The 23778-nt window shown below is 62.3% G+C and carries 22 protein-coding genes; 9 read left to right on the forward strand and 13 right to left on the reverse strand.

What is annotated here, in order from left to right:
• The first annotated feature begins 25 nt into the window (after positions 1-25).
• Positions 26-589, forward strand: coding sequence for a GtrA family protein (locus QMA15_RS06890; protein ID WP_003939753.1), 564 nt, complete (start codon positions 26-28; stop codon positions 587-589).
• A 37-nt stretch (positions 590-626) separates the two neighbouring features.
• On the opposite strand, the gene QMA15_RS06895 is transcribed toward QMA15_RS06890, so the two are convergent.
• On the reverse strand, positions 627-866 hold the full coding sequence (locus QMA15_RS06895; protein ID WP_020909141.1) for a LuxR C-terminal-related transcriptional regulator: 240 nt from the start codon (positions 864-866) through the stop codon (positions 627-629).
• Positions 867-1076: 210 nt separating this feature from the next.
• On the opposite strand from QMA15_RS06895, the gene QMA15_RS06900 reads away from it, so the two are divergent.
• The gene (locus QMA15_RS06900) at positions 1077-2339 is read left to right on the forward strand and encodes a TetR/AcrR family transcriptional regulator (RefSeq protein ID WP_279164254.1); all 1263 of its coding nucleotides are present in this window, start codon (positions 1077-1079) and stop codon (positions 2337-2339) included.
• Positions 2340-2351: 12 nt separating this feature from the next.
• Here the strand turns inward: QMA15_RS06900 and QMA15_RS06905 are convergent, their stop codons facing one another.
• The 3 genes from QMA15_RS06905 to QMA15_RS06915 are packed head-to-tail and all read right to left on the reverse strand — an operon-like array spanning position 2352 to position 5784.
• Positions 2352-3233: an LLM class F420-dependent oxidoreductase gene (locus tag QMA15_RS06905; RefSeq protein ID WP_046379290.1), complete on the reverse strand. Its 882-nt coding sequence runs from the start codon at positions 3231-3233 to the stop codon at positions 2352-2354.
• Entirely contained in the window at positions 3230-4084 is an 855-nt protein-coding gene (locus QMA15_RS06910; RefSeq protein WP_021331989.1) for an SDR family oxidoreductase, read from the reverse strand. Before QMA15_RS06910 ends, QMA15_RS06905 begins: the two co-directional genes overlap by 4 nt.
• Positions 4081-5784 (reverse strand): AMP-binding protein, encoded by a 1704-nt coding sequence (locus tag QMA15_RS06915; protein ID WP_080909626.1) that lies wholly within the window; start codon positions 5782-5784, stop codon positions 4081-4083. Before QMA15_RS06915 ends, QMA15_RS06910 begins: the two co-directional genes overlap by 4 nt.
• A gap of 182 nt (positions 5785-5966) precedes the next feature.
• Between QMA15_RS06915 and QMA15_RS06920 the strand changes: the two genes are divergently transcribed.
• The 5 genes from QMA15_RS06920 to QMA15_RS06940 all read left to right on the forward strand — a co-directional run bounded on the left by QMA15_RS06920 (position 5967) and on the right by QMA15_RS06940 (position 11094).
• A complete protein-coding gene (locus tag QMA15_RS06920; protein ID WP_279164253.1) occupies positions 5967-7628 on the forward strand; it encodes a class I adenylate-forming enzyme family protein in 1662 nt (553 codons plus the stop codon).
• Positions 7625-8095: a nuclear transport factor 2 family protein gene (locus tag QMA15_RS06925; protein WP_279164252.1), complete on the forward strand. Its 471-nt coding sequence runs from the start codon at positions 7625-7627 to the stop codon at positions 8093-8095. Before QMA15_RS06920 ends, QMA15_RS06925 begins: the two co-directional genes overlap by 4 nt.
• A 10-nt stretch (positions 8096-8105) precedes the next feature.
• The gene (locus QMA15_RS06930; protein ID WP_279164251.1) at positions 8106-9002 is read left to right on the forward strand and encodes a TIGR03619 family F420-dependent LLM class oxidoreductase; all 897 of its coding nucleotides are present in this window, start codon (positions 8106-8108) and stop codon (positions 9000-9002) included.
• Position 9003: 1 nt separating this feature from the next.
• Complete coding sequence (locus QMA15_RS06935) at positions 9004-9519, forward strand: nuclear transport factor 2 family protein (protein WP_042952939.1); 516 nt, start codon at positions 9004-9006, stop codon at positions 9517-9519.
• Between the two features lie 78 nt (positions 9520-9597).
• Positions 9598-11094 carry a DUF222 domain-containing protein gene (locus QMA15_RS06940; RefSeq protein ID WP_279164250.1) on the forward strand — a complete coding sequence of 499 codons (1497 nt, stop codon included), beginning with the start codon at positions 9598-9600 and terminating at the stop codon, positions 11092-11094.
• Between the two features lie 62 nt (positions 11095-11156).
• On the opposite strand, the gene QMA15_RS06945 is transcribed toward QMA15_RS06940, so the two are convergent.
• The gene (locus QMA15_RS06945; protein WP_020909150.1) at positions 11157-11339 is read right to left on the reverse strand and encodes a hypothetical protein; all 183 of its coding nucleotides are present in this window, start codon (positions 11337-11339) and stop codon (positions 11157-11159) included.
• Positions 11340-11474: 135 nt separating this feature from the next.
• Here QMA15_RS06945 and QMA15_RS06950 point away from each other — a divergent pair, with 135 nt between their 5' ends.
• Positions 11475-12299 (forward strand): mycofactocin-coupled SDR family oxidoreductase, encoded by an 825-nt coding sequence (locus QMA15_RS06950; RefSeq protein WP_097386868.1) that lies wholly within the window; start codon positions 11475-11477, stop codon positions 12297-12299.
• A 31-nt stretch (positions 12300-12330) separates the two neighbouring features.
• Here QMA15_RS06950 and QMA15_RS06955 read toward each other — a convergent pair whose 3' ends face one another.
• The 7 genes from QMA15_RS06955 to QMA15_RS06985 form a co-directional block, all read right to left on the reverse strand.
• The gene (locus QMA15_RS06955; RefSeq protein ID WP_019745317.1) at positions 12331-13119 is read right to left on the reverse strand and encodes a glucose 1-dehydrogenase; all 789 of its coding nucleotides are present in this window, start codon (positions 13117-13119) and stop codon (positions 12331-12333) included.
• Between the two features lie 23 nt (positions 13120-13142).
• A complete protein-coding gene (locus tag QMA15_RS06960; RefSeq protein WP_021331979.1) occupies positions 13143-13793 on the reverse strand; it encodes a PaaI family thioesterase in 651 nt (216 codons plus the stop codon).
• Positions 13793-14662 (reverse strand): MaoC/PaaZ C-terminal domain-containing protein, encoded by an 870-nt coding sequence (locus QMA15_RS06965; protein ID WP_029256267.1) that lies wholly within the window; start codon positions 14660-14662, stop codon positions 13793-13795. Before QMA15_RS06965 ends, QMA15_RS06960 begins: the two co-directional genes overlap by 1 nt.
• Entirely contained in the window at positions 14662-15864 is a 1203-nt protein-coding gene (locus tag QMA15_RS06970) for a lipid-transfer protein (RefSeq protein ID WP_047889698.1), read from the reverse strand. Before QMA15_RS06970 ends, QMA15_RS06965 begins: the two co-directional genes overlap by 1 nt.
• 7 nt (positions 15865-15871) lie before the next feature.
• On the reverse strand, positions 15872-18052 hold the full coding sequence (locus QMA15_RS06975) for an acyl-CoA dehydrogenase (RefSeq protein ID WP_290283797.1): 2181 nt from the start codon (positions 18050-18052) through the stop codon (positions 15872-15874).
• Between the two features lie 34 nt (positions 18053-18086).
• Positions 18087-19250 carry a steroid 3-ketoacyl-CoA thiolase gene (locus tag QMA15_RS06980; protein WP_290283798.1) on the reverse strand — a complete coding sequence of 388 codons (1164 nt, stop codon included), beginning with the start codon at positions 19248-19250 and terminating at the stop codon, positions 18087-18089.
• A gap of 193 nt (positions 19251-19443) precedes the next feature.
• A complete protein-coding gene (locus QMA15_RS06985; RefSeq protein WP_019745323.1) occupies positions 19444-20070 on the reverse strand; it encodes a TetR family transcriptional regulator in 627 nt (208 codons plus the stop codon).
• Between the two features lie 153 nt (positions 20071-20223).
• Between QMA15_RS06985 and QMA15_RS06990 the strand changes: the two genes are divergently transcribed.
• On the forward strand, positions 20224-21756 hold the full coding sequence (locus QMA15_RS06990) for an FAD-dependent oxidoreductase (RefSeq protein ID WP_197940971.1): 1533 nt from the start codon (positions 20224-20226) through the stop codon (positions 21754-21756).
• Between the two features lie 74 nt (positions 21757-21830).
• Here QMA15_RS06990 and QMA15_RS06995 read toward each other — a convergent pair whose 3' ends face one another.
• A complete protein-coding gene (locus tag QMA15_RS06995) occupies positions 21831-23741 on the reverse strand; it encodes an alkyl sulfatase dimerization domain-containing protein (protein ID WP_290283799.1) in 1911 nt (636 codons plus the stop codon).
• Positions 23742-23778: the final 37 nt, after the last annotated feature.

The following is a 23778-nucleotide window of genomic DNA, read 5'->3' on the forward strand; positions in this document are numbered from 1 at the left end:
TCGTATTCAGGGTTAGCCTCGAACAATGGCGTTTGTCGAAAAGATGGTCAATAGGCTTCCTGAGCGGGTTCTCGTGCGCGTCCTGCCGCACGCAGAAATGCTCAAGTTCCTGGTGGTCGGCGGCATCGCCTTCATCGTCACCACGGTGCTGTTCTTCGGCATCAAGTGGACGGTTCTGCCTCAGCACCCGGTGACGGCCAACATCCTTGCGGTCCTGATCGCGACGGTTCTGTCTTACGTCCTCAACCGCGAATGGTCGTTTGCTCAGCGCGGTGGTCGACAGCGCCATCACGAGGCCGCTCTGTTCTTCATCGTCGCGGGTATCGGTTTGGCCATCAACCAGGTACCTCTCTGGACCTCCAGGTACGTGTTCCACCTGCGTCAACCCGAGGTGTCGGTGTTGATGGAGAACTTCGCGGACTTCATCAGCGGATCGATCATCGGGACCCTGCTGGCGACGGCCTTCCGCTGGTGGGCCATGCGTCGGTACGTCTTCCCCGAAGAAGCCACCGACAGCCAGGTCGTTCTCGACATCGAAGCGACTCCCGGCACCAAGACGCCGACAACCGACGCCACCGCCCTCGACTGACTTCCCGGATCGACGCACCCGATCGCTCGCGCTTCGATCAGAGTTCGTCGATACCGATCAGCCCGTCCTGAAGGGCCCGTGCAAGCAGCGCCATCTTCGTCGGCGCTGTCCGGCCCACTTCGTCGTACTTCCCTCGAATACGCGCGAGATGCGTATTCACCGTCCCCTCCGCGATGTACAACTCACGGGAGACTTCGGCTTTCGAGTCGCAGCGAATCCAGGTCAACAGCACCTGTACTTCACGTCTACTGAGGCTGGGTGAGTCAGCAGTCTTCATCGGTGGTGTCCCTAACTTCCAGGCTTTTCGCGCGGTCGAACTCCCATGGAAACGGAGCATGGTCGCAGGGTCACTCCGTTTGTTGACTGGGATAACTCTCGAGCGAGAGTGAACACTCTCAGAACACCACTCGAGTAGGCCTTGACCTCGATAGAGTCTTGTTTGCCCGTTATGTGCGGGAGAGACTGTCGAACGACCGAAGGACCGGCGATGACTGACCGCGACGCCTCCACCATGCAATTCGTCGATGCCGGCGTGACGTCTCTCGTCGAGGCCCCTCGAGACATTCTCGAACGCGGACTTCGGAGCGAACAGGTCGTCAACCAAGCCGGTGCGTCGCAGGCCACGTTCTTTCGCAAGTTCCGCACCAAATCCGAATTCATCGAGGCCGTGATCACCAGCCTCACCGAATCGACCTTGCACAGCGCAGACAAAGTGAAGCAGACCGTGCGTGCGCAGCTGGCCGCAAACGACGACGCGCTTCGTCCGACGGTCACCACTCTCGTCAAAGAGGCATTCGACGCAATCGTCAACGACGCGTCGACTGCAAGAAGCCTTCTCTCACACATTTTTGCGGGCTCACACCGGCGAACCTCCACCGCTCTGGAAAACGAATATCGTCGACGCGACGAGCTCGTATCCGCGGCCTACGAGGCCCTTTTCGAGAAAACCGACGCAACACTCCGAAGGCCGTTCACCACCAAGACCTTCGCTGTCACGGTCAACGCGGTGATCGACGGCTTCCGCATTCGTAGCCGCATCGATTCCCGCTCCGTCTCACCCGACATCATGTCCGACGCACTGCTCGCGATACTGGGCGCCGTCGTCGACACGTCCGGCCTTCACCAACACCTCGATGACGTTGTCGGTCCCATCGACCAGCCCGCCGAGCCGCGTCCGCTGCCGCGTGATCCGCGAGCGGCGTTTCTCGCCGCTGCGCGTAGCGAATTCGGCAAGCGCGGATACTTCATGACGCAGATCAACGACATCGCCGACACGGCGGCAGTTCCCCGCGTCGCCGCCAACAAACTATTTCCCACCAAGCCCCACATCTTGGTGGCAGCCCTTCAGAGTCGCGTGGACTCACTGCGAGAAACCGTTGCCGACGACATCCTGATCGGTCTCGGTGACGTCGCGATCATCGAGAACTTCCTACTCCGCTGCGCACAACTAGCCTCTGACGAAACAGAGTTCATGGATGCACTGCTGGTTGCCGTTGCCCACGACACCTACGGCGAGCCCGAGAGCCTGCTCTCGCTCAAAGAGAAACTCAACATTCCCTCGATCATCGCGCCGATTGTGCAGCGCGGCCAGGACAACGGAGCGATGTCGACCATCAGTGCTCCGATGGACATCGCCGCAGGCATCACCAACACCCTCCTACTGAGGTGCTTCACCCGCCGATCGGACAGCCCAGCCGACAACGCTGCCTTCGTCGGCGCGATGGTCCTGAACGGGCTGGCGCATCCCTGATCAGACGAAGGACTACGCGCCGAGCCCCAGCCGCTTCGAGCATTCAGCCATTTCGTCGATGATCAATTCCAACGACGTGCCACGACGGCTCGCGGACAACACGATTCGATCGGCTCCCAACCCGCGTGCCCAGTCGAGTTTCGCTTCGTCGAGCCTGGGCAGTGTCGCACCGAGTACCAGCGATACGTCGGCAGGATCTCGATCTGCCTTCACCGCAGCCGCTTTCATCGCCGCTACAGCCTTGTCGAGATCTTCACCGGCCAGTCCCAGCGGCTGGAAACCATCACCCAACCGGCCTGCTCGCCGAGCAGCAGCGAGACTGTGTCCACCGATGTAGAGCGGAACTCCGGATTCGCGGTGCGGCTTCGGCCAGCTGTACGCACCCTTGAACGAGAAGTAATCGCCGTCGAAATCGACTGCTTCCTTGCCCTCCCAGAGTGAACGCATCACCGCGATGGCCTCATCGGCTACCTTGCCGCGGCGCTCGAAGTCACCGCCGCACGCTTCGATCTCTTCTTTCATCCAGCCCAGACCGAGACAGATGCGCAATCGCCCACCCGAAAGTCGATCCAGCGTCGCCAAGCGCTTGGCAAGCACTACCGGATTGTGGTTGGGAAGCACCAGAACTCCGGTGGACAGACCCAAAGTCGTTGTGGCGCCGGCAACAAATGACAGTAGTTCCAGTGGATCCGGGATGTCACAGTCATCGGGTAGGTGAGATTTTCCGGTCGGAGAGTACGGGTATTCGCTCGCCGTATCCGCGATGACCACCGAGTGCTCCACGGCCGAGATCTCGTCGAAACCCAACGATTCAGCCGCACGGGCGAATTGCAGAATCCAGTCGGGATCTCCACTTCGACCCAATTCGACCGGAACAACTACGCCGAGCTTCATACCGTTTCCTCCAGTGTCGCCATCAATTTCGGACCGTCCACGACGCGACCGAGGAACCGGTCCGCATCCGGATCTGTTGCAAGCCACACCGCAGCAGCGGCGGGCACGGATGCCGGTGTGGCCGCAAATCCGGCTTCCACTATCGCGTCCGCGCCACCACGGGCTTTCCCTGATTCCGTGATGACAAATCCCGGACTCAGGTTGAACGCTTTGATTCCGGCGCCTCGATACTCCGAGTTGATCGCTCCGGCGATACGTCCGAACGACGCCTTCGACGCGGCGTACGACAAACCCCAACCACCCTCGCCGGGAGGCGCAGGCGGATCCAGGGTCGCCGAACCAGATGCGAGGTTGACGACCACCCCGTTGCCGCTCTTGATCATCGACGGCAGAATCACCTGAATCAACGCAAGCTGGTGCAGATAGTTGCCGATCGCCATCGCCTGGGCGTCGTCGATCTCGATGTCGAGCACCCGGTCCATGTTTCCGACCGTCTGTGCGTAGGCGTTGTTCACCAACACGTCGACATGTCCCCACTCCGCCAGCACCCGTTCACCGGCGCCGCGGACGGAGGCCAGATCGAGCAGATTCATCGGAACGGCCAAGGCGCGCACACCGAAGGACTCGATCTCGGCAACCGTCGTCTCCAGACTGCCGGGTACCGGAATGACCTGCTCCCCCTGCCTCGTTCGCGGGGCCGCCCGCCCTTCGCCTTCACGAACGGTGCGAGCAGTGATTGCAACGTCGAATCCGGCGCGCGCGAAGGCAAGCGCGCACTCACGGCCGATCCCCCGGGAAGCGCCGGTAACCAGCGCAACACCACTCACAGGAACCGCGTGCGGCCGTGTCATAGGAACCGCGTACGACCGTGAGTCTCGAACTCCTTCTCCAGGTTCACCACGTCAGCTTCGGTCATCAACGTGTATTCGGGAGTGCCGCGGCCCACCCAGTGGAACACTGGTTCGTCGGTCCGCCAGCGGTCGGCTTGAAGTTCACGTTTGAGTACCTTGTTGGAGCCCGTGACGGGCAGATCAGTCGAAACACGAACAAATCGCGGCGCTGCCTTGGTACCCAAATCCGCCTGCGCGGCAAGGTAGGCGGCGAACTCGGCCGGATCGAAATCGGCAAAGTCGGCGACCTCGACAGCTGCCATCACCTGATCGCCCGAACGCGGATCCGGTACCGCGAAGACACCCGTGGCAATCACTTTGGGGTGCCGACGCAAGATGTGCTCGATCATCAAAGCCGAGGTGTTCTCACCGTCGACGCGGATCCAGTCACCCTTACGTCCGGCGAAGTAGATGAACCCGGCCTCGTCGACGTAGCCGAGATCGCCTGTCCAGTACCAACCGTGGCGAATCTTCTCGGCAATGGCGTCTTCGTTCTTGTAGTACCCCTCGAACTTCTTCGATCCGGCCTTGTCGACCATCTCGCCGATGGATTCGTCGGGGTTCAGCACGTGACCGTGCTCGTCGAGAATCGCGCGGGGTCGCTCTTCGCGGGTATCGGGATCGACGATGACGATGTTCTCGCTCGCGGGACGGCCAAGCGCGCCGGCAGGTTGGTTCGGATCTAGTACGACCGAACCGGCACCTTCACTCGAACCGTATCCCTCGAAAAGCTGTGCACCGAAACGTCGGATGAACTCTGCCTTGTCCCCCGGCGACGCCTCGGTCCCGAAGCCGTGCGTGAGGGTGTTCTCGATGTCGTCGGGCAGTTCCGGCGTCGCCATGAGATACCCCAAAGCCTTACCGACGTAGGTGAAATATGTTGCGCCGTAGAACCGAACGTCCGGCATGAATCCCGAGGCGGTGAACTTACGAACGAGGCAGACCGTAGCTCCCTGCGAAAGGGCCGGCGCCCACAGAGCCATCAACGCGTTGCCGTGGAAGAGCGGCATGCAGCAGTAGCAGACGTCGTCGCGGTCGATGTCGTACTTGGCGCAGTTCGCGTAGGCCAACCGCGTCAGACGCCCCTGGCTGCACCGCACTGCCTTGGACATTCCGGTGGTGCCCGAGGTGAAGAGAAGCAAGAACAGCGTCGACGCGTCGACGCCGAGGTCGATCTGAGGCGACTCGACCTGGTGAGCGGAAATCTTGTCCGGGTATGACGCGTCGTCGACCAGAACAAAACGATCTTCGGTCAGTCCGAGGTCAAGGCCGGACAACTTCTCGTAGCCCGCTTTGTCGGTGACGATCAGCTGGCAGTCGACGTACCGAACCTCAGCCTCGAGTTCAGCTCCACGCCTGGTCGGATTGATGCCGACGATCGTGGCCCCGGTCAGTGCCGCGCCGCCGAGCCAGAACAGGAACTCGGGATCGTTCTCCAGAAGTACTCCGATGTGAAACGGTCCAGGCGCGCGAAGCGACTTCGCAAGCGAGCCGCGCGCTGCGCTCTCGCGCACCACCTCATCCCAGCTCCAGTCCTGCGTCCGCGTCCGCAGACCCAGGTGCTGATCACCGAGACGGTCGATCAACATCTGCGCGACGTCCTCGCGCTGAGGAGCTGCGAGAGCTGCATTCGAAGATGCTTCGGTGGCGGTGTTCGTCATCGTGTCCTGTGTCCTAGTCGATATCGGAATGTCGATTACTCCAACTGCGATACGACTCGAACGTATCGACGCCTCAAAGCCGGAACCGTCCCAGTCTCGCTCAGTGGTAACCGCCGCCACAGATATGATTTTCTCGTGAGATTTTGTGACGTGAAAAGCGCCACAATACGAAAGGCCATTCCATGACTGCCCCCGCAGATCCGCAGTTGCTTCTGGACCAGGCGGTCTCACGCCTCACCGGTCCAGGTGGGCCATTCGAGATCGTCGAAGAAGAGGTTCTCGGCACCGTCATGCCCGTGATGAAGAATCGTGGTCACGCCATCGGTGAACTCATCTCGGCATCTCGCGCCTGGGGCGACGGCGACTATCTCGTCACCAGCGATCGTCGAATCTCGTTCACCGAGCACGCCGATTCCGTCGCCGCGCTGGCAACTGCTCTGCGGGACAAGTACGGAGTCCGCAAGGGCGACCGTGTGGGCATCCTCGCTGCCAATACTCCCGAATGGGTCATGACGTTCTTCGCGACGCAGGCGCTCGGCGCGATCGCTGTCGGTCTCAACGGTTGGTGGGTTCCGCGCGAGGTCACCCACGGGATCGAGCTCTCACGCCCGAAGGTTCTGGTCGTGGACGCCAAGCGCGGCGCCGCCCTCCCCGAACTGCCGGCAGACATCACGGTCCTCACCATGGAAGAGGATCTGCCCGCGCTCATCGCGGAATATGCAGGCTCCGACGTGCCGAGCACCGACATCGACGAGGACGACCCCGCCGTCATCCTGTTCACCAGCGGTACCAGTGGCCGCCCCAAGGGCGCACTCCACTCGCACCGCAACGTGATGGCCGTCGTCGACTACCACAAATACAGCGACGCGATCGGCGCTGCATTCACCGGCCGTGAGTACGACGCTTCCAAGCCGAGCCCATTGCGTTATCTACTCACCTCCCCGCTCTTCCACATCGCCAGCCTGCACAATCTGGTGGTCCCCCGTCTCGCGACAGGCAGCGCCGTCATCCTGACCGAGGGCGGCTTCGACGTCGACAAGGTGCTCGGGTTGGTCGAACGCGAGCGCGTCACCAACTGGGGTGCTGTCCCCACGATGGCATCGCGGCTACTCGAACACGGCAACATCGCCAAGTACGACGTCTCTTCGTTGACTGCATTCTCGCTGGCGTCCGCGCCGTCGTCGCCCGCGTTCAAGGAACGCCTCAAGGAGCAGGTGCCGTTCGCACGCAATGCTCTGGTCGACAGCTACGGCCTCACCGAATGCAGCACCGCCATTGCGGTCGCCGTCGGCGCCGAACTCGAAGAGTTCCCAGGCACTCTCGGACGTCCGATCATCACCGTCTCGATGGAGATTCGTGATCCCTTCGGCGAGTGGCTGCCGGACGGCATCGAAGGTGAAGTGTGCGTGCGCAGCCCGTTCGTCATGCTCGGATACTGGGAGAACGACGAGGCGACCGAGTCTGCAATTGCACCGGGACGCTGGCTCCGCACCGGCGATTTCGGCGTCATCGAGAACGGACGTCTCCGTCTCACGGGTCGTCGTTCCGACCTGATCCTGCGTGGTGGCGAGAACGTCTACCCCACCGAGATCGAGCAGACGCTCGACGAACACCCCGACGTGATCGAGTGCGCTGTCATCGGCATGCCGCACCACGACCTCGGCCAGGAAGTGTCCGCCGTGGTTGTACTGCGTCCCGGGGCTGCCACCACGGAGGCGGAACTGCGCGACTATGCCGCCGAGCGACTTTCCTACTTCAAGGTGCCGTCGAAGTGGCGCATCACCAGCGATCTGTTGCCTCGCAACGCAACCGGCAAGATGGTTCGGCGCGAGATCACCGTATGACCGCGGAGCTGTCACGGATCGTCGCCGAGTCCGCGATCCGTGACCTGCTCTGTGAGTACACGCATCTGATCGATCAGGGCAGATTGCGTGAAGTCGCTGCATTGTTCGCCCAGTCCGACTACGGGCAGTGCGGACCGGACGGGGTTGCCACCATTCTCATTTCGTCCGACGCCGACGCGGTGTTCGCAGCCTGCAGCGGCTTCATTCGGATGTACGGAGATCCGCCGGTTCCACGCACCAAACATCTGCTGACCAACACGCGAATCTCGGTCGACGGTGAATCAGCGACGGCGCTCTCGTACGTCACGGTCATACAAGGTACCGAAGATCTTGCCCTGCAACCTATTTTGTCGGGGCGCTACTTCGATCGCTTCACGTGCATCGACGGGTCGTGGCAGTTCAGCTCGAGGCTCTTCTGTTTGGACAACATGGGCGACATGTCCGCTCATGCCAAGCGGGCACTGTAGAGGAACGACTGTGGAAATCGGCGTCAACGTTTTGGGTCTCGAGGCCCTGTTCGACGGCAAGGTCCGCCCGGTCCTGGACTTCGCCGCGCGTGCTGACAGTGCCGGGATCGATCTGATCTGCACCGGCGACCACCTCGGGTTCAATACCGACGCTCACGCTCAGCGGGTAGTCGAACACAACTTTCTGTTCCCGTTGGATCACCCTTGGTACGAACCGATTTCATTTCTGTCTTCGATCGCCGCGGTGACGGAACGAGCTCGCCTCGGAGTATCGGTTCTGATCGCCACTGTTCGCCCGGCGGCCCTGCTTGCAAAGCAGGTTGCCACTCTCGACTCATTGTCCGAAGGTCGAACTGTCATGGGTTTCGGCGTTGGATGGCAAGAAGCTGAATACACCGCCACCAACATGCCTTTCGACGCGCGATTCGGGCGCATGGAGGAGACCGTCGCAGCCTGCCGCGAACTGTGGACCAATGCACCGGCCACCTTCAAGGGACGCGACTTCGCTTTCGAGAACTACCACAGCCTCCCGCTGCCGATCCAACCCCGAATACCGGTGCTCTTCGGTTTCGGACCAAGCCGGCGGAACTTCGACCGCATCGCACGCGTCGCAGACGGCTGGACCGTGAACCCGACCGATCTGGGAACGTTCACCGACAGTGTTGCACTGTTGCGCAACACGTTCGAAGCTCACCAACGTGACCCGGAGTCGGCGCGCGTGCAAGTGTCTGCGGCGCCGGTTCGACGCGACAACGGGTCCGTCGACCTCTCGGCAACCGCAGACAAGGCCCGGGACTGGTTCGCCCGCGGCGCGTCCGTCGTCGTTCTCCGACCCGCCGTATTCGATTGCGCCGCCGAAGAACTACCAGAACTACTCGACTGGATGACCAGCATCAAGGAGGCGTGACATGGACCGGGCACTGCAAGATCTCATCGACAAGCAGGCAATCCGTGAGGTGGTTCTGACGTACTGCCGTGGCATCGACCGCCTCGACTTCGATCTCGTCCGCAGCGCCTACCACCCGGATGCGATCGACCATCACACCGGATTCGACGGCAACATCGACGAGTACATCGCCTGGGTGACACCAAAACTCTCGGCGATCGGCGGCACGATGCATCACATCGGCAACCACCTGGTCGAACTGCACGGCGACCACGCGATCAGCGAGGCCTATTCGATGTCCACACACTGGGGTGGGCCCGAAGGCATCGGGATGATCAACTTCACCAGCGGTGCGCGATTCATCGACCACATGGAGCGTCGCAACGGTCGCTGGGCGATCAAGGAGCGATGGGCCGTACGAGAGTGGACTCGCTCGGACGAGGGCCGCTTCGTCAACCCCGAAGGGCCTGGTCCGCGTGGGCGTCGTGACGCCTCGGATCCTCTGAGCGCACTACGACAGGCCTTGGAAATTCGCTGAGAATCAGAAAACTCGGACTATTCCGACTGATTTGAGAATTCAGTTCATATCGAACACACATTCGAATAGAATGGATGCATGTTCAACCCGACAACAGAGATCTTCGGTATCTCAGCGCAGCTGACCGGTACCGAAACTGATTGTGCGCTGGTTGATCTCATGACAGATCTGCACGCATGTGAGGCGATGCTGGTCGAACGCAAGCTCGCTGTGATTGCCGAGTTCTTTTCGCGGCGAAGCTCAGAGCATGCCGCCAGTGGTGCGTGGTCGTCGACCGCACACGAGTTGGCTGAATCGGAAGTCGGTGCGTCACTGACGATGGGCCGCGCGGCTGCAGGCAAGCTGATCGGGTTGGGGTTCTCGTTGAAGACTCGTTTGCATCGCACTCGAGCGGCGATGGCGCGTGGCGAGTTGGATCTGTACCGAGTTGGTTTGATCGATTCCGCGACCGCGAACGTGAAAGACGAATTGATCGACGAAGTGGAACGACTACTGCTCGAGCAGGTTCTCGCCCCACCAGTAGCCGGCGGAACGGGCTTGACGGGAAGGCGACTGACAGCGGCGATCGATCGGATCGTGGCGATGGTGGACCCGGAAGGTATGCGAGAACGTCGACGCCGCGCTCTCACCGATCGCTTCGTCGGGGTCAGCGCTGCCGAGGACGGGATGGCAAAGATCTTGGGAAGCATTCCGGCAGAGCAGGCTCGGGCATTCGACGGCCGACTACGCGAGTTGGCAATGTCGGTATGCCGAAACGACTCTCGAACATACGAGCAGCGACGAGCCGACGCGCTCTTCGAGTTGACCAACGGATCACCGTTCTTGCCGTGCAACTGTGGCCGAGCTGATTGCCCGCAGGATCGTAGCGGTGGTGTTGTCGTTCGTCGGCCCGTGGTTCACGTCGTGATGACTGATTCCACTCTGCGCGGAGGCGGCGAGCCCGCTCACCTCGACGGGTACGGGGTGATCAGCGCTGAGCATGCTCGCGACATCGCCCAAGACGCCGTAATTCGAAACGTCCGAGTACCCGCTGATACCGCCACCGAATCGGTGCCCGGTTCGGCGTACGTCTACCGGCCTGGTTCAGTTCTCGATACCTGGTTGCGGATCATCGCGGGCAGCTGCCAATGGCTGCATTGTGATGTCCCGGCCTGGAATTCCGATCTGGACCACAATGAACCGTTCCATCATGGCGACCCCGAACGTGGCGGCAAGACAGTCGAATCGAATATGAGTGCGTTCTGCCGCAACCACCATCGCCTCAAGCATTCCGACCGGTGGCGATTCGCGTCGAACGAGGATCGGACCATGTCGCTGACATCGCCGACCGGGCATTGCTACCGAACACGCCCCGCAGGGTTGATAGCCGGGCCGCATGGCCCGATACCGCCGCAGTGCGGTCGAGATCGGCGGACCCAGGCGGAGAACAAGGCCGCCCGTATCCAGTCCGAACGCAATCGTCAACGCCGGCGAATACAGAAACGAGCTGAGGAGCACGTTCAATGTAAGCGGCGGAAATCACCGCGAACCCACCGAGAACCCATCGACTACGGGGACGACCCGCCACCGTTCTGAGATACCGAGCGGCGTCGAGGCGGGTCGGCGTGTCGCAGGGTCAGGTCGACGTGTCGCAGGGGTCAGTCTGAGGCCGGCTTGGTGTCGTCATCTCCCGCTGACGGATCGTCTCCAGCAACCGGGTCCGGATCGTCTTCACCAAACGGATCGATGGTGTCGACACCTTCGAGGACGGTCAGCTCTTCTTCAACCTCGGCCAGGAGGCCCTTGGCTTCAGCTTCGAACTTCTTCTCCCAATCGGACATACCGAGCCTCTTCTCTTCCGAAGCGAGTTCCCGCTGTATCTGAACTCAGACTACGTCGCCGGCGACGAGTTTCGCCGTCCCCTCGAGTCAGTACTCATGACCGAGTACTCATGATTCACGACAGACGGAGCACCCATGCCCGGACAGTTGGAAGGCAAAACCGCACTGATCACCGGAGCCGCCCGAGGTCAGGGCCGAAGCCATGCCGTGCGATTGGCGCAGGAGGGTGCGGACATCATCGCACTCGACATCTGCCGCCAGATCGAATCGGTGGCCTACCCGATGGGTACCGCCGAGGATTTGAGGCAGACAGCGGCAATGATCGAGGCTCTCGGGCGAAATGCCGTCGCGCGAGAAGTCGACGTTCGCGATTTACCCGCGCTGGGAGCTGCAGTGGCCGAAAGTATCGCAGTGTTGGGCAGCCTCGACATCGTCCTGGCCAACGCCGGTATCGGCATGATGTCCCCGGACATCGACGATGCCCGCGCCTTCCGCGACCAGATGGAGGTCAATCTTTTCGGCGTCTGGAATACCGTCCAGGCCGCAGCGCCCGCGATGATCGAGCAAGGGACAGGCGGCGCAATAGTCCTGACCGGATCAACACTGGGACTTGTCGGCCGCGGAGGTGATGGAACCGGCGGATCCGACGGCTACTGCGCGAGTAAACACGCCATCGTCGGGTTGGGGCGCACGTGGGCGCACTGGCTTGCTCCCCACAACATTCGTGTCAACTCCGTGCATCCGGCGGGAGCGAATACACCGATGGTCGTCAACGATGCCGTCGCGAAACTGTTCGCAGACTCCCCCGCATCGAGCGGAGCCGACGTCGGCAATCTCTTGGACGTCGGGCTGATCGAAGCTTCCGACGTCAGCAACGCGATAGCCTGGTTGGTCTCGGATCAGGCTCGATACGTCACAGGTATCGCGTTGCCGGTCGATGCGGGATTCACGGCCAAATAGACGCCGGATTCTCGAGCCGAATTACTGCCGATCAGTCGACGGTCGGCGCCCACTGCACACCGTTGATGTGCCCACCACCGTCGACGAAGAGAGTGTTGCCGGTGACGTAACGGCTGTCGTCGCTCGCCAGGAAGGCCGCAACGGGGCCGATGTCGTCGAGGGGATCGCCGATCCGCCCCATCGGGTTCTGGGCGGCCATCACTGCCACGTTTTCCGGATTGGCTTCGGCGACACGCTTGTACGCCGCACTCTGCGCACCGGGACAGATGACGTTGCAGTTCACGTGCTTGGGAGCCCACTCGCGGGCAGCAGTGCGAGTCAGCGTTCGCAATGCTTCCTTGGCCGCGTTGTACTGCACCGAGTACATGTGAGCATTCACGCCGTTGAGGCTGCACATGTTGATCACGCGGCCGGTGCCGTGACGCTCGAGTTCCGGCAACGCAGCCTGCATGGCCCAGAAAGCGGCCATCACTGCCATGTCGAAACCGCCGCGCAATTGCTCGTCGGTCATCTTCTCGAGCCGAGCGAAACCGAAAGTCCGCCAAGCATTGTTGACCAGGATGTCGAGGCGTCCGAACCGCTCGACGGACTTGTCGACCATGGCGACAACCTGAGCTTTGTCGGTGACGTCGGTCCGGACGAATTCCGCCTCCGCGCCCCATTCGTCCCGCAACCACTGGGCGGTTTCAAGGCCCGCTGGCTCGTCGATCTCGGCAACCAACACCGACGCGCCTTCACGCGCGAACGCGCCTGCCACTCCGCGCCCGATGCCCATACCGGCACCGGTGACCACTGCTACACGTCCGTCGAGCTTGCCCACTGGGCCCTCCTTCGTCAGAACCCCTACCTGGGGCGCGGCACGGTCTTGTCGATGAACAATCCCTCTACCGACACACACAATTCGCCGTCCGCAGTCTTGATCTCACCGACGGTGTGAATCTTGCGGCCGTCCTTGGAAAGGAATTTGCCGCTGATCGTGAGGGGCTCGAACAGTGGAGTCGGGCGATGGTACCGAGTGCTCAATTGTGCTGTCATGCCCGAAGTTCCACCCCAGGCGTTCGCGACGCCAAGAACGTGATCGAGCAGCAGCGCCGAAACACCGCCGTGTACATGGCCGGGAGGGCCCTGGTACGGCAGCGTCAACGTGACCACTCCCTGCACCGACCCGTCAGCGAGCCCTTCAAGAACCAGCGGCGGCGCAATGGCATTCTCGGGACCGGTCACCGGATCGTGACGAGTCACGCCCTCACCGTTCCACATGTCGATCAAGCGCTCGGCCACCTCGGGCGAGTGCTGCTCGAGGTGCTCGGCAATGCTGTTGAGCTCCTCCGCAACCCGATCCAGATTGGCGTTTCCGCGGTCGGTGCGCAGCATTGCGTCGACAACGCGACGCGCTGCTGCCGTGGCCCGGTCGACCGGGGCGTCCTGCGGCGGCGACGTCAAAACCGTGCCGCCCGGGTGTGTGGCTGCCGTGGGGTGCGTGCCGAGGTCCATCAGTTGATCTCCATTGTTGCGTGTGTGAGAACCGGGGAGTTCTCGCGCTCGGGGCACGTCGCCGCCAAGGTCAGTGTGTTGCCGTCCTGCCATACCGAGGTGGTGATGGATTCGCCGGGGAACAGCGAACCGGCGAACCGCACCGAGTAGTTCTTCACCCGCGTCGGATCTCCGTCGATAATTCCGTCGACCACCGCCTTGCAGACGATGCCGTACGACGCCAGACCGTGCAGAATCGGAGCGTCGAATCCCGCCATCTTCGCGAAGGAGGGATCAGCGTGCAGCGGGTTCATGTCTCCACTGAGTCGGTACACCAGAGCTTGTGAGGTACTCGTGCTCGACGTCAGTACCTTGTCGGGCGCCCGGTCAGGCACCCCGGCAACAACTTCGGGACCGGCGCTGCCGCCGAAGCCACCTTCGCCGCGGGCCCAGATCTGCATTCCGGTGGTCCACAACGGATTCCCGTCAAGGTCCTCGGCCGCCGTCTCGAGCACGATGACGGCAGCCTTGCCCTTGTCCCACACGTCAGCGATGCGAGTGGAAATACGAGCAGCACCCGTCGACGGGATCGGCGCGTGAAGTGTCAGCGACTGCCCACCGTGCAGAATCTTGCGCAGGTCGATGTCGATTCCCGGCATACTCATCGACGCTGCGGGCAGTACACCCGCCGAAACTCCCTGGCCCGCAACCATTGCAAAGGTCGGGAGCACTTTCAGACCCTTTTCGTACACCCAGGTGAGCTCGGCGGGATCCAGAGCGTTCACGCCGGCGCCGAGCCCCAACTGGTAGAGCATGACGTCGCGGTCCGTCCACGACGCTTCGCGCACAGTCGGTTCGGCGGACAATGCCACCTCGAGATCGATAGCCATCAGTTCTCCAAAGTTCCGGCTCGGTAGACGGTCACGACGCACGCGCCGCCCAGTCCGAGGTTGTGCTGCAATCCGATTCGTGCGCCTTCGACCTGGCGAGCGTCTGCGGTCCCGCGAAGCTGCCACGTCAGTTCGGCGCACTGTGCCAGCCCGGTGGCACCCAGCGGGTGGCCCTTCGAGATCAGACCGCCAGACGGGTTGACGACCCACTGGCCGCCGTACGTAGTGGCACCGGATTCGACGAGGTTTCCGCCTTCACCGGCGCCGCACATTCCGAGACCTTCGTAGGTGATGATCTCGTTGATCGCGAAGCAGTCGTGCAGTTCGATGACATCGACGTCGTCGATGCTGATGCCGGCTTCGGCAAAGACCTGCTCGGCGGCCGCAGCCGTCATCGGCGCGCCGACTACGTCGATCATCGACTTCTCGGCAAACGCTGCCGAGGTGTCGGTGGTCATGGCCTGAGCGACGATCTCGATCGCACGGTCCTCGAGTCCGTGCTCACGGACGAACTTCTCACTCACGACGACGGCAGCACCGGCACCGTCCGAAGTCGGTGAACACTGCGAGCGCGTCAGCGGCTCGTGAATCATCTTGTCGCCGAGCACCTGTTCGAGGGTGTACTCGTCACGGAACTGCGCATACGGATTGTTGACCGAGTGCTTGTGGTTCTTGACCGCCACTGCTGCAATCTGCTCGACCGTGGTGCCGTACTTCTTCATGTGCTCGACGGCGGCATTACCGAACAACTGAGCGGTCATGGGCGATCGGGCGAAGCCGTAGTCCTCGACCATGATCTTCAGCTGCGAATCCAAAGTGGTGACCTTGGGCATCTCACCGGTTCCGGTCAGCGCCGTTTTGGTCATCTTTTCGAAGCCGACGGCCAGTGCGCAGTCCGCTTGTCCGGCCTGTACCCACTCGCGCGCCATCATCAGTGCCGTCGAGCCCGTGGCGCAGTTATTGTTGACGTTGAAGATCGGGATACCGGACAGACCCGTTTCGTACAGGGCACGCTGGCCTGCTGTCGACGCGTTGAACACGTAACCGACTGCAGCACGCTGGATCTGGTCGTAGCTGATCCCGGCATCGGTGAGTGCATTCGAGACGGCTTCGGTCACCATGTCCGGGTATTCCCAGTCGCGGGTCTCGATCTTCTCGAACTTGGTCATGCCCACGCCGATGACGAAGGTGCGATTGCTCATGTGCAGGTCACTTTCCCGGTTCGGGGTCGCGAGGCAGACCCAGGATTCGCTCACCGATGATGTTGAGCTGAACATTGGTTGTACCACCCGCGATGGACATGCACTGCGAGTTCAAGAACATCTGGGTTGCAGACATCCGATGCTGGTCGCCCAGAAGTGAACTCGGCCCGGCCCACTCCATTGCCACATCCCAGACCTGCTGGATGTGCTCGACACCGATCAACTTCGCCACCGAGGATTCGGCCCCCGGCTGCGCGCCGGTGAGCGAGCGCAGCGTGGTGCGCAGACCGAGCAGACCGCCGGATTGCGCGTCGCACAGCACCTTTCCGAGCACCGTCAGCTGCTCGTCGTCGATGCCACCGGGTAGTCCGTCGACCAGGCTCAGAAGAGCCTCACCACCCGATCCGAGAGACGAGTCGTTGGACAGCGAGACACGCTCGTTGGCCAGTGTGGTGCGAGCGAGCTTCCAGCCGTCGCCCGGCTCGCCGACCAGGCACTCGTCGGGGACGAAGACGTCGTCGAAGAAGACTTCGTTGAACAGCGCTTCGCCGGTGATCTCGCGAAGCGGGCGAATGTCGAGGCCGCTGTTCTTGATGTCGATCAGGAAGTAGGACAGGCCCTTGTGCTTGGGGGCGTCGGCGTCGGTGCGCGCGAGGCAGATTCCCCAGTGCGCGTCGCGTGCCATCGACGTCCACACCTTCTGGCCCTGCAACTTCCAGCCACCGTCGACCTTGGTGGCCTTGGTGCTCAGAGCCGCGAGGTCGGAACCTGCGCCGGGCTCGGAGAAGAGCTGGCACCAGACGATGTCGCCGCGCAGTGACGGCGGGACGAACTTGGCGAGCTGCTCTTCGTTGCCGTGCGCGATGAGCGTCGGGATGACCCAGTTGCCGATGATCATGTCGTGCGGCTTGATCTTCGCAGCGCGCAGTTCTTCGGCGATGACCAGCTGGCTGACGGCATCGGCGGACTTGCCCCACGGAGCCGTGAAGTGCGGTGCGGTGTAGCCCTTTTCCGCGAGGTACGTCTTCTGCGCGGCACCTTCGAGTTCGAGCGCAGGACCGAGCTCGGCGCGAACGTCGGCGCGGACCGCCTCGGCCTCGGGCGGCAACTCGATGCTGAGCACGCGACGGGTGCCGGCAATGGTCAGCTCGGCAACGCGACGACGCCAGGATGCCGTGGAACCCAGCAGAATTCGCAGGGACTGCGCGCGGCGCAGGTACAGGTGCGCGTCGTGCTCCCACGTGTAGCCGATTCCGCCGAGCACCTGGATGCAGTCACGCGTGACGGAGAAGCCTGCTTCGAGGGCCGTGGCTCCGGCGACGGCTGCTGCGAGAGAAGCCTCTTCGGCACCGACGCCGTTGGCGGGCGTCAGTGCGCGCGCAGCGTCCCACGCGCAGACGCGCGCCTGCTCGGCAAGAGCGAGCATCCGAGCGGCCTTGTGCTTGACGCCCTGGAACTGGCCGATCGGGCGACCGAACTGCTGACGCACCTTCGCGTAGTCGGCCGAGGTCGTGACGGCCCAGTCGGCCAAGCCTGATGCCTCGGCCGCGAACAGTGTTGCGGCAATGTCGAGTACACGCTGCGTATCGATGGTGAGGATCTCGGAATCAGCGAGGACCAGTCCGTCGACGGTGATCTCGGAGTTACGACGTACGACGTCGTAGCTGGCCAAGTCCGTGACCTCGAGGCGGTCACGTCCGAGCAGAACGAATCCGCTGTCCGTCGCGAGGAGGAACACGTCGCCGACATGGCCACCGAGAATCTGGCTGGACGTTCCACTGAGGGTGGCGGTGTCGCCGTCGCGGGCGATCTTCAGCGAACCCGGCTGCAGTGCAACGGCTCCGAGCGTGCTGCCGTCGACCAGTCCGGCCAGCGGAGCGGTGACTCCGGCGTCGCTGAGAACGGCGCTGACCACGACTGTCGGCAGGAACGTGCCGGGAACCATGGAGCGCCCGAGTTCCTCGACGACGATCGCGAGCTCGACCAATCCGTATCCAGCGCCGCCGAATTCCTCGGCCACGTGTAGTCCGAGAAGTCCCTGCTCGGCAAGCCCGCTCCAGAGTTGTGGGCGAGTTTCGACCTTCGCCTCGACCGCTTCACGGATAGCGGTGGGTGTTGCGTGACGTGCCGCCCAGCCCCGTACGGAGTCGCGGAGGTCACGATCTTCTTCACTCAATCCAATGGTCATGTCTACCTCGTCAATTCGACAGTGTGAGTACGGGTCAGATGCGTTCGATGATGGTGGCGGTAGAGAGAGCGCCACCGGCGCACATCGTGACCAGCGCCGTGGACTTGTTCGAGCGCTCGAGTTCGTGCAGCGCGGTCGTGATCAGACGAGCGCCGGTCGAACCGACGGGATGCCCGAGTGCGATCGCACCGCCGTTGACGTTGACCTTGGACAGATCTGCGTCGTGAACCTGCGCCCAGGAGAGCACTACCGAGGCGAACGCTTCGTTGATTTCGACGAGATCGATGTCGTTCAGAGTCATTCCGGCCTTGTCGAGCACCATCTGGGTGGATTCGATCGGTCCGTCCAGGTGATAGAAGGGATCGGATCCGACCATGCCGGACGCGACGATCCGCGCGCGGGGCTTCAATCCCAACTCCTGCGCGCGCTCTTCGCTCATCAGCAGTACCGCAGCCGCGCCGTCACTGATCTGCGACGAGTTGCCGGCGGTGTGGATATGGCCTTCGATGACCGGCTTGAGTCCGCCCAGCGCCTCGGCTGTCGTCTCGCGCAGGCCACCGTCGCGCGTGACAGTGGCGATCTCACCGGTCGGCACACCTTCCTTGGTGACGACAGGAGCCTTGACGGGCACGATCTCACGGTCGAAGCGTCCTTCTGCCCAAGCCTGGGCTGCGCGGCGCTGCGATTCCAGGCCGAAGGCGTCGACGTCGGCGCGTGTGATGCCACGCTTCTCGGCGATACGCTGCGCAGAGGTGAACTGGTCGCCCATGTCGATGGTCCAGTCGTCCGGGTACGGGTTTCCCGTACCGGGCGCGTTTGCCTGGCCCAGGAACACACGGCTCATCGCCTCGACGCCACAGCCGATACCGGCCGAGATCTGACCTGAGGAAATCAGGCCGGAGATCAAATGCACTGCCTGCTGGGCAGATCCACAGGCGCAGTCGATGGTGGTTGCCGCTGTGCTGTACGGCAATCCGGCGTGCAGCCACGCTTGCCGCGTGACGTTGTTGGACTGCTCACCTGCCTGGGTGACACAGCCACCGATGATCTGCCCGATGTCTTCCGGTGCGACGCCTGCTCGTTCGAGAACGCCGAGTTGCGCTGCTCCCAGAATCTCGGCGGGGTGCAGCCCCGCCAGGGCGCCGCGACGACGGCCGATCGGTGTCCGAGCGGCCTCGACGATGACTGCATGACCCATGATGTGCGCTCCTTCGTGGAGTTTTCGGTCGGTGAGCTGACTCACCGTCAACTTTTCTGTAATGTATTCTATTGTTGATGTCAGGGCAATGCCGGAATGAACGTCATCTTTGAACCAAGTCTGACTCAAATAATAGAATTGATTTCAATTTTGAGAACACGACGAACCCACCCCGAGAAGGGGCGAGGTCACGTCAGTGTCGTGAGAGATTCACCAAAAGCAGGTCGCACCCCTTGCGGATGTCGTACTCCGCATCCGGGATGGAAATTCGACCGTTGAGGCACGATTGGATGACCCCGAACCACAGCTGCATCAGCAGACGCAACCCGGTGTTGTCTTCCTCGGTCGGGTTCTCGATCCCGGCCGCATCGAGGATGATCTGCCGGAAGCCGCGATCGATCTTGCCCACGTCCGGCACCGTCGCGACGTTGGCGGTACTGGACGACTGCAGCATCGCAGTCGAAAGGGCCGGCCGACGCAGTAACCCGCGAGTCGCGCGCACCAGGACCTCGTACACGGCGTCCTGCGGATTGGCCGACTGCACCTGATGCTTGGCAAAACTGTCGCCGATCTGATCGATCTGCTCGACCATCACAGCAACGAAGAGGTGCGTCTTCGAAGGAAAATAGCGGTAAAGAGTGCCGATGGCCACGCCTGCCCGCTTGGCAACTTCGTGCATCTGAACCCGTGAGAGTTCTTTCTCGGTCCCCAATTCGGCGGCCGCTTCCAGCATCCGCACATGGCGCGCCCGCTGCTCGTCCGAACTGGGCTCAGCAGCGTCCCTGACCTCGGCAATTCTCGGCAACGTCGCCCCCATCATCGATTATGTGTCCCGGCCGCGAACGACCGCGCTAATTCTCTCACCTGGACCACCCATCTCGGCATATTGCCCGCTCAGTGGGACCTGGCATGGCCTTCCAGTGCCGTGCGGTATTCCGTGGACACCCCACCCTCTTGGAGTAAGGACGCAATGATGCAGGACTGGACCAGCGAGTGCGACGTGTTGGTAGTCGGCTCCGGCGGCGGAGCGCTGACCGGCGCATATACCGCCGCTGCTCAGGGATTGACGACGATCGTCCTCGAGAAAACCGATCGTTTCGGCGGGACCTCCGCCTACTCGGGCGCCTCGATCTGGCTCCCAGGTACCCAGGTGCAGGAACGCGCCGGACTTCCCGACTCGACCGAGAATGCCCGCACCTATCTGCGCGCGTTGCTCGGTGACGCCGAGTCCGAGCGCCAGGACGCCTACGTCGAGACCGCTCCCGCTGTCGTCGCTCTACTCGAGCAGAACCCGAACATCGAATTCGAGTTCCGTGCGTTCCCCGACTACTACAAAGCCGAAGGCCGGATGGACACGGGACGCTCCATCAACCCTCTCGATCTCGATCCCGCCGACATCGGTGACCTCGCCGGCAAGGTGCGTCCGGAACTGGACCAAGACCGCACCGGTCAGGATCATGCTCCCGGCCCGATGATCGGTGGGCGCGCACTGATCGGCCGTCTGCTGGCCGCAGTTCAGAGCACCGGCAAGGCAGAACTTCGCACCGAATCCGTCCTCACCTCCCTGATCGTGGAAGACGGCCGGGTTGTCGGCGCCGAGGTCGAATCCGGCGGCGAAACCCAGCGAATCAAGGCGAACCGCGGTGTCCTGATGGCAGCAGGCGGCATCGAAGGCAACGCCGAGATGCGTGAGCAGGCAGGCACCCCCGGCAAGGCGATCTGGAGTATGGGTCCCTCCGGCGCCAACACCGGCGACGCGATCTCCGCCGGAATTGCTGTCGGCGGCGCAACAGCCTTGCTCGATCAGGCGTGGTTCTGCCCCGGCGTCGAGCAGCCCGACGGCAGCGCCGCCTTCATGGTCGGCGTTCGCGGTGGGCTCGTCGTCGACAGCGCCGGTGAGCGCTACCTCAACGAGTCGCTTCCGTACGACCAGTTCGGACGAGCCATGGATGCTCACGACGACAACGGTTCTGCCGTGCCGTCGTTCATGATCTTCGACTCGCGCGAGGGTGGCGGACTGCCCGCCATCTGCATCCCGAACACGGCGCCCGCCAAGCACCTCGAAGCCGGAACGTGGGTCGGTGCCGACACTCTCGAAGAACTCGCTGCCAAGACCGGACTACCGGCCGACGCATTGCGCAGCACTGTCGAAAAGTTCAACGATGCCGCAAAACTGGGCGTCGACGAAGAGTTCCATCGCGGCGAAGACCCGTACGACGCGTTCTTCTGCCCACCCAACGGCGGCGCGAATGCGGCACTGACGGCCATCGAGAACGGTCCGTTCTACGCGGCCCGCATCGTCCTCAGTGACCTCGGCACCAAGGGCGGATTGGTCACCGACGTCAACGGCCGAGTCCTGCGTGCTGACGGCAGCGCCATCGACGGCCTGTACGCCGCAGGCAACACGAGCGCGTCACTGAGCGGCCGCTTCTACCCCGGCCCCGGAGTTCCACTCGGCACGGCCATGGTCTTCTCGTACCGAGCAGCTCAGGACATGGCGAAGTAACACAGTTCAATCACACTCCGTGGCAACAGATCGTGGGACAGCCGATATCGCAATCGGCTGCCCCACAATCTTTCTCACGGCGTCGCTATGTTGAAATTCGGATCGAACGTGTCCATGATGTCGGCGAAGCGAGTCAGCGCCGAAACATCACCGTCGGACGTGACTTTTCCGGTGTCGAGGATGGCAGAGGCCTTTCCTGGTTGGAGAAGGATGCCGGCAAGCAACGGCTTGGGACCGGTCAGGGTCAGTTGCGCGTCAGGGGCGCGGCCCGAACGCGCGTTGAGAACTGCCCGTCGCACCCACATGTTCCAATCCTGTTTCGTGTCAGTAAAACTGAAGTTGATCGAAATGTCGACGTCGTCCGCCTTCTCTGAGATGAGATGTACTCCCGCATAGTCGAAGAGCAGATCGATCGGCATCGACAAAATCGTGTCCGTGCTGTCGGTGTTGACTTGACCGGCACCTGTGACGCCGTTGCGCAATTCCATTGCGGTGGCGAGGAAGATCGACCGATACTGCGGGACTTCCTGCTGGTATCCGAGTTGCTCGTAGGCGTCGGCCTGCAGGTTCTTTGCTTCCTCGTCGTCAGGATCGGCGAAGACCAGGTGATGGAGTAGCTGCACCGCCCACCGATAGTCGCCCGCTTCAAAAGCACTGCGCCCCTCGGCAAGTATCTTCTCTCGCCCGATCAGGTCGACGTGCCGCTTGGCATGATCCTCGGGCAGCAACGGCAAGATCGTCGCCGGGTCACCGTCCCAGAATCCCAGCTCCTTGTGGAAGACCGCGCGGACGTTGTGGTGCAGTCCGCCGTGGTAGTAGCGGTTGTACCACTTCTGTCCGATGGCTTCCGGTAGCCGGACGACCTCCGCAGCTTCGAGCGGCGTGTAGCCCTGGTTCGCGAACCTTAGCGCCTGGTCGTGAATGAACTTGTACATATCCCGTTGTGATTCAAGGAATTCCACCACCGTGGCGTTCCCCCACACCGGCCACGTGTGCGGACCGTGGTGAACTTCGACCTCGTCGCCCCACCGCACCAAAGTCTCATCCAGGTATCTGGCGAAGTTGCGCGCATCTCGCGTGCGTGCGCCTCGGATCGTCTGGATGTTGTGCATCGAGTGATTGGCGTTCTCGGCACAGGTGAGCGCTTTGATGGCCGGGATCCAGATATGCATCTCCTCCGGCGCTTCGGTGTCGGGAGCGTAGAGGAACTCGAAGTCCCACCCGCCGAGATTGCGTACCTCACCGGTCTTGGTGATGCCGTCAGTGGGCGGAATGTAGGTCATGTGGATGTTCATTCCGTCGGCGCCTGATCCCAGACCGACGGTCACCAGACCACAATCACATTGGGGCAGAATCAAACCGAAGGTGTACCCCATTCGCCGCGACATCGCATTGCCGGTGATGACGTTCTCGCCGATCGCAAACTTGTTGAAAGACTCGATGGTTCCAGGCGCGACGACCGGAATCTTGCCGGACACCACGTCTGCTTCGTCGACGAGGCCCTTGACGCCGGCGTAGTGGTCGAAATGCGTGTGGGTATAGATGATCGCGACGATCGGCTTGTTGTTGCCGAGTTCACGGCGGAAGAGTTCCAGGCCTGCTTTGGCTAGATCAGCGCTGGTGGTGGTGTCGATGATGACCAGTCCGTCCGGCGCATCGACAATGGTCAGGTTAACCGCGAACCTGACTTGGTACAGCCCGTCGACAACCTTGTAGAGCCCGCAGCGCCTCACCAACTGCGACTGCCGCCACAGACTGGGGTTCACAGAGTCAGGCGCTTGCTTGTCATCGGTGATGTACTCGAGAGGTTGACCGTCGTGAATCAGATCGCCCTCGTCGTTGAAGACCTGATCGTTCTCCCACCCGGCGATGAACCCGCGGTCCGCGTCGCCGAAATCCTCCCGGTCAGACATGGGATAGTCGTCGACTGCCGCGCGATTGACCTCGACGGTGAACGGTGTTGCAGGCTTGGTCTCAGCACCCATGAGCACTCTCCTCCGGTCCTTGTGTCCTCGTCCACGC

The sequence above is a fragment of the Rhodococcus sp. APC 3903 genome (assembly GCF_030407755.1).
Taxonomy (GTDB): Bacteria; Actinomycetota; Actinomycetes; order Mycobacteriales; family Mycobacteriaceae; genus Rhodococcus_F; species Rhodococcus_F erythropolis.

What these genes read in the sequence shown, in the direction of transcription:
- QMA15_RS06965 (WP_029256267.1), bottom strand. Translation starts at nt 14,662, where the DNA reads ATGGCTATCGATCTCGAGGTGGCATTGTCCGCCGAACCGACTGTGCGC.
- QMA15_RS06995 (WP_290283799.1), bottom strand. Translation starts at nt 23,741, where the DNA reads ATGGGTGCTGAGACCAAGCCTGCAACACCGTTCACCGTCGAGGTCAAT.
- QMA15_RS06890 (WP_003939753.1), top strand. Translation starts at nt 26, where the DNA reads ATGGCGTTTGTCGAAAAGATGGTCAATAGGCTTCCTGAGCGGGTTCTC.
- QMA15_RS06945 (WP_020909150.1), bottom strand. Translation starts at nt 11,339, where the DNA reads ATGTCCGATTGGGAGAAGAAGTTCGAAGCTGAAGCCAAGGGCCTCCTG.
- QMA15_RS06925 (WP_279164252.1), top strand. Translation starts at nt 7,625, where the DNA reads ATGACCGCGGAGCTGTCACGGATCGTCGCCGAGTCCGCGATCCGTGAC.
- QMA15_RS06940 (WP_279164250.1), top strand. Translation starts at nt 9,598, where the DNA reads ATGTTCAACCCGACAACAGAGATCTTCGGTATCTCAGCGCAGCTGACC.
- QMA15_RS06960 (WP_021331979.1), bottom strand. Translation starts at nt 13,793, where the DNA reads ATGGACCTCGGCACGCACCCCACGGCAGCCACACACCCGGGCGGCACG.
- QMA15_RS06895 (WP_020909141.1), bottom strand. Translation starts at nt 866, where the DNA reads ATGAAGACTGCTGACTCACCCAGCCTCAGTAGACGTGAAGTACAGGTG.
- QMA15_RS06980 (WP_290283798.1), bottom strand. Translation starts at nt 19,250, where the DNA reads ATGGGTCATGCAGTCATCGTCGAGGCCGCTCGGACACCGATCGGCCGT.
- QMA15_RS06920 (WP_279164253.1), top strand. Translation starts at nt 5,967, where the DNA reads ATGACTGCCCCCGCAGATCCGCAGTTGCTTCTGGACCAGGCGGTCTCA.
- QMA15_RS06900 (WP_279164254.1), top strand. Translation starts at nt 1,077, where the DNA reads ATGACTGACCGCGACGCCTCCACCATGCAATTCGTCGATGCCGGCGTG.
- QMA15_RS06935 (WP_042952939.1), top strand. Translation starts at nt 9,004, where the DNA reads ATGGACCGGGCACTGCAAGATCTCATCGACAAGCAGGCAATCCGTGAG.
- QMA15_RS06950 (WP_097386868.1), top strand. Translation starts at nt 11,475, where the DNA reads ATGCCCGGACAGTTGGAAGGCAAAACCGCACTGATCACCGGAGCCGCC.
- QMA15_RS06905 (WP_046379290.1), bottom strand. Translation starts at nt 3,233, where the DNA reads ATGAAGCTCGGCGTAGTTGTTCCGGTCGAATTGGGTCGAAGTGGAGAT.
- QMA15_RS06990 (WP_197940971.1), top strand. Translation starts at nt 20,224, where the DNA reads ATGCAGGACTGGACCAGCGAGTGCGACGTGTTGGTAGTCGGCTCCGGC.
- QMA15_RS06985 (WP_019745323.1), bottom strand. Translation starts at nt 20,070, where the DNA reads ATGATGGGGGCGACGTTGCCGAGAATTGCCGAGGTCAGGGACGCTGCT.
- QMA15_RS06915 (WP_080909626.1), bottom strand. Translation starts at nt 5,784, where the DNA reads ATGACGAACACCGCCACCGAAGCATCTTCGAATGCAGCTCTCGCAGCT.
- QMA15_RS06970 (WP_047889698.1), bottom strand. Translation starts at nt 15,864, where the DNA reads ATGAGCAATCGCACCTTCGTCATCGGCGTGGGCATGACCAAGTTCGAG.
- QMA15_RS06975 (WP_290283797.1), bottom strand. Translation starts at nt 18,052, where the DNA reads ATGACCATTGGATTGAGTGAAGAAGATCGTGACCTCCGCGACTCCGTA.
- QMA15_RS06910 (WP_021331989.1), bottom strand. Translation starts at nt 4,084, where the DNA reads ATGACACGGCCGCACGCGGTTCCTGTGAGTGGTGTTGCGCTGGTTACC.